The organism is Variovorax sp. DAIF25 (assembly GCF_050711835.1).
In the GTDB taxonomy this organism is placed as follows: Bacteria; Pseudomonadota; Gammaproteobacteria; order Burkholderiales; family Burkholderiaceae_C; genus Variovorax.
Genome location: NZ_CP136636.1, coordinates 6,083,946 through 6,096,163 on the forward strand (window position 1 = coordinate 6,083,946; position 12,218 = coordinate 6,096,163).

The window sequence follows — 12,218 nt, forward strand, 5'->3', positions numbered from 1 at the left end:
CGCGCGATCAGTCGCGCACCAGCGCCCGGTTCAAGCCCAGCGCCGCCAGCGTTCCCGCCGCGCCCGACAGCAGGTACACGCTCACGTAGGCCAGCCCGAAGTGGGCCGACAGCCCCAGCGCGACCAGCGGCGCGAAGGCGGCGCCGATCAGCCAGGCCAGGTCGGTGGTCAGCGCGGCGCCGGTGTAGCGGTACTTGGCCTCGAAGTTGCCGGTCACGGCACCGGCCGCCTGGCCGTACGACAGGCCCAGCAGGATGAAGCCCAGCAGGATGAACACGTCCTGGCCGATCTTGCCGCCGTCGAGCAGCGTGGGCGCGAAGCCGCTGAACACGGCGATCAGGCCCGCGAGGCCGCCCAGCGTGGAGCGGCGGCCGATGCGGTCGGCGATCAGGCCCGAGGCCACGATGCCACCGGCACCGAGCACGGCGCCGATCATCTGGATCACCAGGAACTCGGTGATGGCCTGGTTCGAGTACAGCGTGATCCACGACAGCGGGAACACGGTGATCAGGTGGAACAGCGCATAGCTGGCCAGCGCCGCGAAGGCGCCGATCAGCAGGTTCGAGCCCTGCGAGCGCACCAGCTCGACCACGCTGGTGGGCTGCAGCTCGCGCTCCTCGAGCAGGCGCGCATATTCGTCGGCCGCCACCAGGCGCAGGCGCGCGAACAGCGCCACCACGTTGATCGCGAAGGCCACGTAGAAGGTGTAGCGCCAGCCCCAGTCGAGGAAGTCCTCGAGCGTCAGGCTCGAGTAGAGGTATGCGAACAGCGCGCTGGCCACGAAGAAGCCGATCGGCGCGCCGAGCTGGCCCAGCATGGCGTACCAGCCGCGGCGGTTGGCCGGGGCGTTGAGCGCGAGCAGCGAGGGCAGGCCGTCCCACGAGCCGCCGAAGGCCAGGCCCTGGCCGAAACGGAAGATCGACAGCAGCACGATCGAGGTGAAGCCCAGGCTCGCGTAGCCCGGCAGGAAGGCGATGCCCGCGGTCGAGGTGCCGAGCACGAACAGCGCCAGCGTGAGCTTGGTCTCGCGGCCGAAACGTCGCTGGATCTCCATCGAGATGACAGTTCCGAACGGCCGTGCGATGAAGGCGAAGGAAAAGACCACGAAGGCCCAGAGGGTTCCCTCGAGCCGCTGCTCGAACGGGAAGAAGACCGCCGGGAACACCAGCACCGAGGCGATGCCATAGACGAAGAAGTCGAAATATTCCGAGGCGCGGCCGATGACCACGCCGACGGCGATCTCGCCCGGGTCGATGCGCGAGTGGTCGTCCTCCGGGGCGCCGGTGTCGGACGTGTGCGGCACAGGCGATGCGCCTTGCGGACTGATGCTGGACGTCGTCATTGGGTTATGTAATTCGGTTGTCACGAAGCGTGACAAAGGTAGGCCATGAAACAGACTCCGAGCGTCTCACCGAACGAGGATTCCCGCCATAGGACAAAACGTCCAATAGCCTGCGGGAACCTTTGGTCGTAGATTGTGGGGTCTTTCGCGCGGCCCTGGCCACCCTTCCGCCCTTCCGTCTCTCGGCATGCCCATCCTCCACACCCTTCGCCGATGGCTCCTGCTGTTGCCCCTCGCCTTCCTGGCGGGCTGCAACACGGTGCTCCTGAATCCCTCCGGCGACATCGCCAACCAGCAAGGACGGCTGATCGTCGTCTCGACCGTGCTGATGCTGATCATCATCATCCCGGTGATCGCGCTGACGGTCTTCTTCGCCTGGCGCTACCGCGCCTCGAACAAGGAAGCCATCTACAAGCCGAACTGGGACCACTCGACCCAGCTCGAGCTCGCGATCTGGGCCGCGCCACTCTTGATCATCATCGCGCTGGGCGCGATCACCTGGATCAGCACCCACACGCTCGACCCCTACCGCCCGCTCAGCCGCATCGACGCGCAGCGCCCGGTCACGGCCGACATCAAGCCGCTGACCGTGGAAGTGGTGGCGCTCGACTGGAAGTGGCTGTTCATCTACCCCGAGCAGGGCTTCGCCACGGTGAACGAACTCGCGGCCCCGGTGGACCGCCCGATCACCTTCAAGATCACCGCCTCGTCGGTGATGAACTCCTTCTTCATCCCCGCGCTGGCCGGCCAGATCTACGCCATGCCCGGCATGGAGACCAAGCTGCACGCGGTCATCAACGCACCCGGCGAGTTCGACGGCTTCTCGGCCAACTACAGCGGCGCCGGCTTCTCGGGCATGCGCTTCAAGTTCCACGGCCTGAGCAACGCCGACTTCGACCAGTGGGTGCAGAAGGTCAAGTCCAGCCCCGAAGGCGAACTCAGCCGCGAGCGCTACCAGAAGCTCGAAGTGCCGAGCGAGCGTGAGCCGGCCAGGCATTTCGCGAGCGTGTCGCCCGACCTCTACGGCGCCATCCTCAACCGCTGCGTCGACCGCAGCAAGATGTGCATGAGCCAGATGATGGCGATCGACGCCGACGGCGGCCTGGGCAAGCCCGGCGCCTACAACGTCGCGACCGCGCAGCCCTGGCAACCCGACGACATCAATTCGCCCAAGCGTGCGTACGGCAAGTACGTCACGGCGATGTGCACCACCGAAGAATGACGATGCTCCAGAACCTCGACCTGACGAAGCTCGTCTTCGGCCGCCTCACGTGGGAGGCGATCCCCTACCACGAACCGATCCTGCTGGTGACCTTCGCCGCCGTCGTGCTCGGCGGTGTCGCGCTGCTCGGCGCGATCACCTACTTCAAGCTGTGGAGCACGCTGTGGCATGACTGGATCACCAGCATCGACCACAAGAAGATCGGCATCATGTACATCGTGCTGGGCCTGGTGATGCTGCTGCGCGGCTTCGCCGACGCGCTGATGATGCGCGCCCAGCAGGCGGTGGCCTTCGGTGACAACGCGGGCTTCCTGCCGCCGCACCACTACGACCAGATCTTCACGGCCCACGGCGTGATCATGATCTTCTTCGTGGCGATGCCGCTGGTCACGGGCCTGATGAACTTCGTGGTGCCGCTGCAGATCGGCGCGCGCGACGTGGCCTTCCCGTTCCTGAACAACTTCAGCTTCTGGATGACCACCTTCGGCGCCGGCCTCGTGATGGCCTCGCTGTTCGTCGGCGAGTTCGCCAAGACCGGCTGGCTGGCCTACCCGCCGCTGTCGGGCATCCTGTTCAGCCCCGACGTGGGGGTCGACTACTACATCTGGTCGTTGCAGATCGCGGGGGTGGGCACGTTGCTCTCGGGCGTGAACCTGCTGGCGACCATCGTGAAGATGCGCGCGCCCGGCATGACCATGATGAAGATGCCCGTCTTCACCTGGACCGCGCTGTGCACCAACGTGCTGATCGTCGCCGCCTTCCCGGTGCTGACCGCCGTGCTGGCCCTGCTGTCGCTCGACCGCTACGTCGGCACCAACTTCTTCACGAACGACATGGGCGGCAACGCCATGATGTACGTGAACCTGATCTGGATCTGGGGCCACCCCGAGGTCTACATCCTGATCCTGCCGGCCTTCGGCATCTTCTCGGAGGTGGTCTCCACCTTCTCGGGCAAGCGCCTGTTCGGCTACGCCTCGATGGTCTACGCCACGGTCGTGATCACGATCCTGTCGTACCTGGTGTGGCTGCACCACTTCTTCACCATGGGCTCGGGCGCCAGCGTGAACTCCTTCTTCGGGATCACGACGATGATCATCTCGATCCCGACCGGGGCGAAGATCTTCAACTGGCTCTTCACCATGTACCGCGGCCGCATCCGCTTCGAGCTGCCGATGATGTGGACCATCGGCTTCATGATCACCTTCGTGATCGGCGGCATGACCGGCGTGCTGCTGGCCGTGCCCCCGGCCGACTTCGTGCTGCACAACAGCCTGTTCCTGATCGCCCACTTCCACAACGTGATCATCGGCGGCGTGCTGTTCGGCATGCTGGCGGGCATCACCTACTGGTTCCCGAAGGCCTTCGGCTACAAGCTCGATCCGTTCTGGGGCAAGTGCTCGTTCTGGTTCTGGATCGTCGGCTTCTGGTTCGCCTTCATGCCGCTGTACATCCTGGGCCTGATGGGCGTGACGCGCCGCATGAGCCACTTCCAGGACATGTCGCTGCAGATCTGGTTCCAGGTCGCCGCCTTCGGCGCCGTGCTGATCGCGCTGGGCATCGCCTCGTTCCTGATCCAGATCGTGGTGAGCTACATCCGCCGCGACTCGCTGCGCGACACCACGGGCGACCCGTGGGACGGCCGCACGCTCGAGTGGTCGACCTCGTCGCCGCCGCCGGCCTACAACTTCGCGTTCACGCCGCGCATCCATGACAACGACGCCTGGTCCGACATGAAGGCACGCGGCTACCAGCGTCCGCTGGAAGGCTTCAGCCCGATCCACATGCCCAAGAACACGGCCGCCGGCTTCATCATCGCGGCGCTGAGCGCGGCCTTCGGCTTCGCCATGATCTGGCAGATGTGGCTGGTGGCCGGCGTGAGCTTCTTCGTGATGCTCGTGGCCATCATCGTCCACACCTTCAACTACAAGCGCGACTACCACATCCCCGCGGACGAAGTCGTCCGCACCGAAGACGCTCGCACGCGCCTCCTGGCCGCCCATGTCTAACAGTACCGCCCTCCACTCCAGCCCCGCCGGCACCCACACCGTGGGCAACGCGCCGAGCGTGCCGACCTTCGAGCTGTTCAACGTCCGCAACGAGGACCACCATCCGGAGAACGGCACCCTGCTCGGGTTCTGGCTCTACCTGATGAGCGACTGCCTCATCTTCGCCTGCCTGTTCGCGGTGTACGGCGTGCTGGGCCGCAGCTACGCGGCCGGCCCCTCGGGCGCCGACCTGTTCGACCTGCCGCTGGTGGCGATCAACACCTCGCTGCTGCTGCTGTCGTCGATCACCTACGGCTTCGCGATGCTCGAGATGCAGAAGCGGCGCATGGGCGGCACGCTGGTGTGGCTGGCCATCACCGGCCTGCTGGGCGCGGGCTTCATCGGCCTCGAGCTCTACGAATTCGCGCACCTGATCCACGAGGGCGCGGGCCCGCAGCGCAGCGCCTTCCTGTCCTCGTTCTTCGCGCTGGTCGGCACCCACGGCCTGCACGTCACCTTCGGCATCGTCTGGCTGATCGTGCTGCTGTTCCAGCTGCCCAAGCACGGCTTCACCGCCGCCAACCGCCGCCGCCTGATGTGCCTGTCGATGTTCTGGCACTTCCTGGACGTCGTCTGGATCGGCGTCTTCACCTTCGTGTACCTGATGGGATCCATGGCATGAGCGCAGCACCCCACGACACCCATGGCCACGGCCATGACGACCACGGCCACGGCGAGCACCACGACGACGGCCCGGTGAGCCACAGCACCTTCAAGGGCTACATGACCGGCTTCGTGCTGGCCGTGATCCTCACCGCCATTCCGTTCTGGCTCGTGATGGGCAAGGTGCTCGACAGCAAGAGCACGACCGCGCTGATCATCCTCGGCTTCGCCGTGGTGCAGATCGTGGTGCACATGGTGTACTTCCTGCACATGGACACCAAGTCCGAGGGCGGCTGGAACATGCTGGCGCTGATCTTCACGCTGGTGCTCGTGGTCATCACGCTGGCCGGTTCGCTGTGGGTCATGTACCACATGAACACCAACATGATGCCGCCGTCGATGCACGACATGAAGAACATGCCTTGAGTGCGCCGGCCACCGACCGCTCGCCCGCCGGCCGCCAGCGCTCCGCGGCCGGGCTCGTGGTGCTGGCGGTCCTCGGGGCCGTGCTGTTCGCCGCTTTCTTCGCGCTCGGCACCTGGCAGGTCGAGCGCCGGGCCTGGAAGCTGGCCCTGATCGAACGCGTCGAGCAGCGCGTGCATGCCGTGCCGGTCGCGCCCCCGGCGCGCGCCGACTGGCCGCGCGTCAATGCCGCCGACGACGAGTACCGCCACGTGCGGCTCTCGGGCACTTTCCTCCACGAGAAAGAGACGCTGGTGCAGGCCAGCACCAACCTCGGCGCCGGCTTCTGGGTGCTGACGCCGCTGCAGACCGCGCGCAGCGTGGTGATGGTCAACCGCGGCTTCGTGCCGCCCGAGGCACGCGAGCGCGCCGCGCGCACCGCCCCCGAGCCGATGGGCGAGACCCAGGTGACGGGCCTGCTGCGCATCAGCGAGCCGCGCGGCGGCTTCCTGCGCAGCAACGACCCGGCCGGCGGGCGCTGGTACTCGCGCGACGTGGCGGCGATCGCCGCGGCGCACGGCATCGCGGCCGACGCCGTGGCGCCCTACTTCATCGACGCCGAGGCCGAGCCCGGCATTCCGCGCGCGCTCGACGGCGCGCCCGCCTGGCCCGCGCCCGGCCTCACCGTCATCGCGTTCCACAACAGCCACCTGGTGTACGCGCTCACCTGGTACGGGCTGGCGCTGATGGTCGCCGCGGGCGCGGTCTTCGTCTGGCGCGACGAGCGCCGGCGCCGCGGCGGCGACAATGCGCGCCATGCCGACGGACAGCCGCACGCCGCCCCCGCTTCCCATCGCGATGCCGACCGCGGCTGACGCGGTCGCGGTCGCCGGCGCGCTGCAGGCCCCGCGCGCGGGCGTGGCCAGCCTGGACAACGCGACCGGCCACAAGAACATGCAGCAGCTGATCCAGCTGCGCTGGTTCGCCGTGGTGGGGCAGGTGGTGACGATCCTGGTGGTGCACTACGGCTACCGCATCCACCTGCCGCTCAACCAGATGCTGCAGGCGCTGACCTGCCTGGCGCTGTTCAACCTCGCGAGCCTGCTGCGCTGGCGCACCCACCGGCGCGTGACCAACGGCGAGCTGATGCTCGCGCTGCTGGTCGACGTGGCGATCCTGACCTCGCTGCTCTACCTGAGCGGCGGCGCGAGCAACCCCTTCGTCTTCCTCTACCTGCTGCAGGTGATCCTGGGCGCGGTGCTGCTCAAGCCCTGGTCGACCTGGACCGTGGTGGGCGTCACCACCCTGTGCTTCGCGGGGCTGGCCCTGTTCTCGCGCCCGCTCTCGCTGCCGCCCGACCACGACCGCGGCCTGTGGAGCCCCTACATCCAGGGCACGCTGGTGTGCTTCGCGCTCAACGCGGCGCTGCTGGTGGTGTTCATCACGCGCATCAGCGGCAACCTGCGCGAGCGCGACGCCAAGCTCGCGGGCCTGCGCCAGCGCGCCGCCGAGGAGGAGCACATCGTGCGCATGGGCCTGCTCGCCTCGGGCGCGGCGCACGAGCTCGGCACGCCGCTGGCCACACTGGCCGTGATCCTCGGCGACTGGCGCCGGCTGCCGCACTTCAGCTCCGACCCCGAGCTGCTGCAGGAAGTCAGCGAGATGGAGATCCAGATCCAGCGCTGCAAGTCGATCGTCAGCGGCATCCTGCTGTCGGCCGGCGAGGCGCGCGGCGAGTCGTCCGAGGAGACCACGGTCAGCACCTTCCTCGACGACCTGGTCGAGGAGTGGCGCACCACGCGGCCGGTCGGCACCTTCGTCTACGACAACCGCTTCGGCCGCGACCTGCCGATGGTCTCCGACTCGGCGCTCAAGCAGATGATCTGCAACGTGCTCGACAATGCGCTCGAAGCCTCGCCGCACTGGGTGCGGCTCGAGGTCGCGCACGAGGGCGACGACCTGCAGCTGGTCGTCACCGACGCCGGCCCGGGCTTCGCGCCCGCGATGCTGGCGCAGTTCGGCAAGCCCTACCAGTCGAGCAAGGGCCGCCCCGGCGGCGGCCTGGGCCTGTTCCTGGTGGTCAACGTGGCGCGCACCGTGGGCGGCCGCGTGGCCGCGCGCAACCGGCCCGAGGGCGGCGCCGCGGTCACGCTGGCGCTGCCGCTCGCGGCCATCGTGCTGGAAGAGGAGGACGACGAGGAAGAGAACATCGGGATGCATGGCCATGACGGAATCCCCCACTGACACCGGCGCCGAGGCCGAGGCCGAACGCCAGCTGCTGATCGTCGAGGACGACGCGGCCTTCGCGCGCACGCTGGGCCGCTCGTTCGAGCGCCGCGGCTACACCGTGCTGCACGCGAGCAACCTCGAGGACGTGGAGGACCTGCTGCGCCACCATGCGCCGGGCTACGCGGTGGTCGACCTCAAGCTCAACGGCGAGGCCTCGGGCCTGGCCTGCGTGCAGACGCTGCACCGGCACGACGCCAAGACGCTGATCGTGGTGCTGACCGGCTTCGCGAGCATCGCCACCGCGGTCGAGGCGATCAAGCTCGGCGCCTGCCACTACCTGGCCAAGCCCTCGAACACCGACGACATCGAGGCCGCCTTCGGCCGCGCGGTCGGCACCACCGAGGTCGAGCTGACCAACCGCTCGACCTCGATCAAGACCCTCGAATGGGAACGCATCCACGAGACCCTGGCCGAGACCGGCTTCAACATCTCCGAGACCGCGCGCCGGCTCGGCATGCACCGGCGAACGCTCGCGCGCAAGCTCGGCAAGCAGCAGGTCAAGTAGCGGCCCCGGCGGCGCGACATCGAGGAACCCACGGCAAGCACCGACACTCTCTTTTCGGATGACCATGCACCTGACACCGACGCCCGCACCCCTCGCCGCCCCGGCCCGCCGCGCCGCCCCGGTGGTGCGCGACCAGACCACGCTCGAGGAGATCTTCAACGCGCTGAGCCACGGCCTCGGGCTGCTGCTGGCGATCGCCTCGCTGCCGATCCTGGTCTACAGCGCGGCGCAGAAGGGCACCGCGGCCGGCATCGTCGGCGCCAGCCTGTTCGCCGGCACCGCGATCGTGCTGTACCTGATCTCCACGCTCTACCACGCGCTGCCGATGGGCCGCGCCAAGGCCTGGTTCAACCGCTTCGACCATGCCGCGATCTATCTCTTCATCGCGGGCAGCTACATGCCCTTCGTGCTCGGCGTGCTGCGCGGGCCCTGGGGCTGGACGCTGTTCGGCGCGATCTGGGCCGCTGCGGCGCTGGGCGTGGGCGCCAAGCTGTTCGACCGGCTCAAGCATCCGCTGTGGTCCACCGGCCTCTACGTGGCGATGGGCTGGATGGCGCTGATGGCGGCGGTGCCGCTGGTGGAGCGCATGTCGGGCGCGGGCCTGGGCTGGCTGGTGGCCGGCGGCCTGTTCTACACCGCGGGCGCGGTGGTCTTCCTGTTCGATTCCAAGGTGCGCTTCGCCCACTTCGTCTGGCACCTGTTCGTGCTCGCGGGCAGCACCTGCCACTTCTTCGCCGTGCTCTGGCACGCGCACGGCTGAGTTGGCGCTTCGGCTTCGGCTTCAGTAATGCGGCGGCAGTTCGTCGCGCAGGTTGCGCGGCGCGCCGCCCTGGCCCGCGGCCTGCACCTGCTCGCGCAGCTGCCCCAGCTGGGCCAGCAGGCCGTCGATCTGCTGCTGCTGGCGGTAGATCGTGAGGTTGAGCTGCTCGAGCAGGTCCTCGGCATAGCTGGCCTTGATCTCGAGCGCGTCGAGCCGCTCGGTGACGTCGTGGGGCGAATGTTCCATGGCGCTATTGGACAGGAAGACCGGCCGCGGTTTCGTGACGATTCCATGCGGCCGGCCCGGGCCTGCCGCATGGCTCAGCGCCGCACCTTCGCCTCGAGCAGGTCGGCCATGCCGATGCGGTGCGCGAACTCGATGCGCACGCGCTCCGACACCTCGAACACCTCGGCCGCGCCGTCGTTCACGAAGTCGATCACCGGCCGCATCGGCCGCTGGCCCGCGGGCAGGCCCACGATGCGCACGATCTCGTCGGCCACCGCCTGCGGATCGGCATGCTCGGGCGTCAGCGCCGAGAGCTTGGCGCCGATCTGGTCCATCAGCCCGTCGTAGCGGCCATAGGCCGCGGCCGTGGTCGCATCGGCCGGCTTGCCCGCGCTCGGGAAGTGGTCGGTGCCGCGCGTGAACGCACCCGGCACCACGATCGAGGTCTCGATGCCGAAGCGCGCGATCTCGTAGGCCAGGGTCACGGCGAGCGAATCCATCGCCGCCTTGGCCGCGCCGTAGGGCCCCATGAACGGCGGGAAACCGCCCTTGGTGGTGGTGCTGCTGATCCACAGCATCAGGCCCGATTCCTGCCGCCGCAGGTAGGGCAGCACCGCGCGGTTGACGCGCTGCGCGCCGAGCACGTTGGTGTCGAACACCTTCACGATCTCCTCGGGCGTGAAGGCCTCGGTCGGGCCGACCACCAGGTGGCCGGCGTTCTGCATCACCACGTCGAGCTGGCCCTGCTCGCGCACGATCGTCGCGGCGGCGGCATCGGCCGAGTCCTGCGACAGCACGTCGAGTTCGAGCGGATGCAGCTCGAGCCCCCTGGCTGCCGCCAGCGCGCGCAGCTCGGCCGCGCGCGGCGCGTTGCGTCCCGCGATGTCGCGCATCGAGGCGTAGACGATGTGGCCCGCCTCGGCGAGCGACCGGGCGCTGAGCTTGCCGATGCCGGTGCCGGCGCCCGTGACGAGGATGATCTGCTTGTTCATGAGGGTTCTCCGTCGATGGATGGAAGGGATCAGGCGAGGCCGCCGTTGGCGCGCAGGATCTGGCCGTTGACCCAGCCCGCGTCGGGACCGGCGAGGAACGAGACCACCGAGGCGATGTCCTCGGGCTGGCCCAGGCGCTGCAGCGGCGGCATCTTGGCGAAGGCCTGGATTTGCTCCTCGGTCTTGCCGTCGAGGAACAGCGAGGTGGCGATCGGGCCCGGCGCGACCGCATTCACCGTCACGTTGCGGCCGCGCAGCTCCTTCGCGAACACGTGCGTGAAGGCTTCGACCGAGGCCTTGGTGGCGTTGTAGATCGCATAGCCGGGCATGTTCAGCGCCAGCGTGGTGCTCGAGAAATTGACGATGCGGCCGCCCTCGGCGAGGCGCTTGGCGGCCTCGCGCAGCGTGTTGAAGGTGCCGCGCACGTTGATGTCGAAGACCTGGTCGTAGAGCGCGTCGTCGTGCTCGGCCAGCGGCACGGTCTTGAGGATGCCGGCGTTGTTGACCAGCACGTCGACGCGGCCGAGCTGTTGCTCGACGGTGTCGAACATGCGGCGCACCTCGTCGGCGCTGGCGACGTCGGCGCGCACGGCGATGGCGCGGCCGCCCGCGGCCTGCAATTGCGCGACCAGCGCCTCGGCCAGCGCCGGGCTCGAGGCGTAGTTGACGGCGACGGCGAAACCGTCGGCCGACAGGCGCTGCGCGATGGCGGCGCCGATGCCGCGCGATGCGCCGGTGACGATCGCGACCTTGGGGTTGGAAGAGGGGTTCATGGCGTGTTTCCTTGCGGTGGGTGGTTGGTGAGACGAATCTTCGATCGTTCCACCCAAAAGATAATCACCACTAGATCGCCATTACCATTCCATCTACTTCAACAATAGACCGACGACACCGCCATGGACCGCTTCCAGGAAATGCAGGCCTTCGTGCGCATCGCCGAGCGCCAGAGCTTCACCCAGGCCTCGGAAGACCTTCGGATTCCGCGCGCCACCGTCACCAACCTGATCAAGCGCGTCGAGCAGCGCATCGGCACCCGGCTGCTCGAGCGCACCACGCGCACCGTGCGGCTCACGCAGGACGGCGAGGCCTACTACCGCCGCTGCGTGCGCCTGCTGGCCGACGTGGAGGAGGCCGAGGGGCTGTTCCGCGACACGGCGCCCAAGGGGCTGCTGCGCGTCAACCTGCAGGGCACGCTGGCGCGGCATTTCGTGGTGCCGGCGCTGCCGGACTTCCTGGCGCGCCATCCCGAGCTGACGCTGCACATCGGCGAGGACGACCGGCTGATCGACCTGGTGCGCGAGGGCGTCGACTGCGTGCTGCGCGCCGGCACGCTGCAGGACTCCTCGATGGTCGGGCGCCGCATCGCGCTGCTGCCGCAGGTCACGGTGGCGAGCCCCGGCTACCTGGCGCGGCATGGCGAGCCGGCCGATCCCACGGCGCTGGCCGCGCCCGGCTCGACGCACCGTGCGGTCGACTACCTCTCGAGCGCCACCGGCAAGCCGGTGCCGCTCGAATTCACCGTCGACGGCCGCGTGAGCACGCTGCAGCTGCCGGCCACCGTGTCGGTCACCGGCACCGACCTCTACACCGGTTCGGCCGTCGCGGGCCTGGGGCTGGTGCAGGTGCCGCGCTACCGCGTGGCCGCGGAGCTGGCCGACGGACGGCTGAAGGTGGTGCTCGACGGCTTCGCGCCGCCGCCGATGCCGGTGTCGGTGCTGTATTCGCAGCACCGGCAGCTCTCGGCGCGCGTGCGCGTGTTCACGCAGTGGCTGCACGAGGTGTTCGAGGCGGCCGCGCTGTGACGCCCGCGCGACGGCTTGACCAAGGTGGCGG

Annotated in this window: 13 protein-coding genes; 9 read left to right on the forward strand and 4 right to left on the reverse strand. The window is 68.5% G+C overall.

Going from position 1 to position 12,218, the window contains the following annotated elements; all coding sequences use genetic code 11:
- Positions 1-7: 7 nt before the first annotated feature.
- The gene (locus R0232_RS28095; RefSeq protein WP_093340836.1) at positions 8-1,342 is read right to left on the reverse strand and encodes an MFS transporter; all 1,335 of its coding nucleotides are present in this window, start codon (positions 1,340-1,342) and stop codon (positions 8-10) included.
- 187 nt (positions 1,343-1,529) lie between these two features.
- Here R0232_RS28095 and cyoA point away from each other — a divergent pair, with 187 nt between their 5' ends.
- The 8 genes from cyoA (at position 1,530) to trhA (ending at position 9,168) form a co-directional block, all read left to right on the forward strand.
- Positions 1,530-2,564 carry a ubiquinol oxidase subunit II gene (gene cyoA, locus R0232_RS28100; protein WP_431510215.1) on the forward strand — a complete coding sequence of 345 codons (1,035 nt, stop codon included), beginning with the start codon at positions 1,530-1,532 and terminating at the stop codon, positions 2,562-2,564.
- Positions 2,565-2,566: 2 nt separating this feature from the next.
- Positions 2,567-4,570 carry a cytochrome o ubiquinol oxidase subunit I gene (gene cyoB / locus R0232_RS28105; RefSeq protein ID WP_093340839.1) on the forward strand — a complete coding sequence of 668 codons (2,004 nt, stop codon included), beginning with the start codon at positions 2,567-2,569 and terminating at the stop codon, positions 4,568-4,570.
- Positions 4,563-5,231: a cytochrome o ubiquinol oxidase subunit III gene (gene cyoC, locus R0232_RS28110; protein ID WP_431510216.1), complete on the forward strand. Its 669-nt coding sequence runs from the start codon at positions 4,563-4,565 to the stop codon at positions 5,229-5,231. Before cyoB ends, cyoC begins: the two co-directional genes overlap by 8 nt.
- Positions 5,228-5,638 (forward strand): cytochrome o ubiquinol oxidase subunit IV, encoded by a 411-nt coding sequence (gene cyoD, locus R0232_RS28115; RefSeq protein WP_093340843.1) that lies wholly within the window; start codon positions 5,228-5,230, stop codon positions 5,636-5,638. The genes cyoC and cyoD overlap by 4 nt, the downstream gene beginning before the upstream one ends.
- Entirely contained in the window at positions 5,635-6,489 is an 855-nt protein-coding gene (locus R0232_RS28120) for an SURF1 family protein (RefSeq protein WP_431510217.1), read from the forward strand. The genes cyoD and R0232_RS28120 overlap by 4 nt, the downstream gene beginning before the upstream one ends.
- Positions 6,473-7,858 carry an ATP-binding protein gene (locus tag R0232_RS28125; protein ID WP_057593001.1) on the forward strand — a complete coding sequence of 462 codons (1,386 nt, stop codon included), beginning with the start codon at positions 6,473-6,475 and terminating at the stop codon, positions 7,856-7,858. Before R0232_RS28120 ends, R0232_RS28125 begins: the two co-directional genes overlap by 17 nt.
- On the forward strand, positions 7,839-8,408 hold the full coding sequence (locus tag R0232_RS28130; RefSeq protein WP_093340846.1) for a response regulator transcription factor: 570 nt from the start codon (positions 7,839-7,841) through the stop codon (positions 8,406-8,408). Before R0232_RS28125 ends, R0232_RS28130 begins: the two co-directional genes overlap by 20 nt.
- Positions 8,409-8,472: 64 nt before the next feature.
- On the forward strand, positions 8,473-9,168 hold the full coding sequence (gene trhA / locus R0232_RS28135) for a PAQR family membrane homeostasis protein TrhA (RefSeq protein ID WP_093341249.1): 696 nt from the start codon (positions 8,473-8,475) through the stop codon (positions 9,166-9,168).
- Positions 9,169-9,189: 21 nt separating this feature from the next.
- On the opposite strand, the gene R0232_RS28140 is transcribed toward trhA, so the two are convergent.
- From R0232_RS28140 to R0232_RS28150, 3 genes are all read right to left on the reverse strand, one after another.
- Entirely contained in the window at positions 9,190-9,414 is a 225-nt protein-coding gene (locus R0232_RS28140) for a SlyX family protein (protein WP_093340848.1), read from the reverse strand.
- Between the two features lie 74 nt (positions 9,415-9,488).
- The gene (locus tag R0232_RS28145; protein ID WP_431510218.1) at positions 9,489-10,385 is read right to left on the reverse strand and encodes an SDR family NAD(P)-dependent oxidoreductase; all 897 of its coding nucleotides are present in this window, start codon (positions 10,383-10,385) and stop codon (positions 9,489-9,491) included.
- A 29-nt stretch (positions 10,386-10,414) separates the two neighbouring features.
- On the reverse strand, positions 10,415-11,158 hold the full coding sequence (locus R0232_RS28150; RefSeq protein WP_431510219.1) for an SDR family oxidoreductase: 744 nt from the start codon (positions 11,156-11,158) through the stop codon (positions 10,415-10,417).
- Positions 11,159-11,281: 123 nt separating this feature from the next.
- Here R0232_RS28150 and R0232_RS28155 point away from each other — a divergent pair, with 123 nt between their 5' ends.
- Positions 11,282-12,187: a LysR family transcriptional regulator gene (locus R0232_RS28155; protein WP_431510220.1), complete on the forward strand. Its 906-nt coding sequence runs from the start codon at positions 11,282-11,284 to the stop codon at positions 12,185-12,187.
- Positions 12,188-12,218: the final 31 nt, after the last annotated feature.

What these genes read in the sequence shown, in the direction of transcription:
- cyoA (WP_431510215.1), top strand. Translation starts at nt 1,530, where the DNA reads ATGCCCATCCTCCACACCCTTCGCCGATGGCTCCTGCTGTTGCCCCTC.
- R0232_RS28140 (WP_093340848.1), bottom strand. Translation starts at nt 9,414, where the DNA reads ATGGAACATTCGCCCCACGACGTCACCGAGCGGCTCGACGCGCTCGAG.
- R0232_RS28130 (WP_093340846.1), top strand. Translation starts at nt 7,839, where the DNA reads ATGACGGAATCCCCCACTGACACCGGCGCCGAGGCCGAGGCCGAACGC.
- trhA (WP_093341249.1), top strand. Translation starts at nt 8,473, where the DNA reads ATGCACCTGACACCGACGCCCGCACCCCTCGCCGCCCCGGCCCGCCGC.
- cyoC (WP_431510216.1), top strand. Translation starts at nt 4,563, where the DNA reads ATGTCTAACAGTACCGCCCTCCACTCCAGCCCCGCCGGCACCCACACC.
- R0232_RS28145 (WP_431510218.1), bottom strand. Translation starts at nt 10,385, where the DNA reads ATGAACAAGCAGATCATCCTCGTCACGGGCGCCGGCACCGGCATCGGC.
- cyoB (WP_093340839.1), top strand. Translation starts at nt 2,567, where the DNA reads ATGCTCCAGAACCTCGACCTGACGAAGCTCGTCTTCGGCCGCCTCACG.
- R0232_RS28095 (WP_093340836.1), bottom strand. Translation starts at nt 1,342, where the DNA reads ATGACGACGTCCAGCATCAGTCCGCAAGGCGCATCGCCTGTGCCGCAC.
- cyoD (WP_093340843.1), top strand. Translation starts at nt 5,228, where the DNA reads ATGAGCGCAGCACCCCACGACACCCATGGCCACGGCCATGACGACCAC.
- R0232_RS28125 (WP_057593001.1), top strand. Translation starts at nt 6,473, where the DNA reads ATGCCGACCGCGGCTGACGCGGTCGCGGTCGCCGGCGCGCTGCAGGCC.
- R0232_RS28155 (WP_431510220.1), top strand. Translation starts at nt 11,282, where the DNA reads ATGGACCGCTTCCAGGAAATGCAGGCCTTCGTGCGCATCGCCGAGCGC.
- R0232_RS28150 (WP_431510219.1), bottom strand. Translation starts at nt 11,158, where the DNA reads ATGAACCCCTCTTCCAACCCCAAGGTCGCGATCGTCACCGGCGCATCG.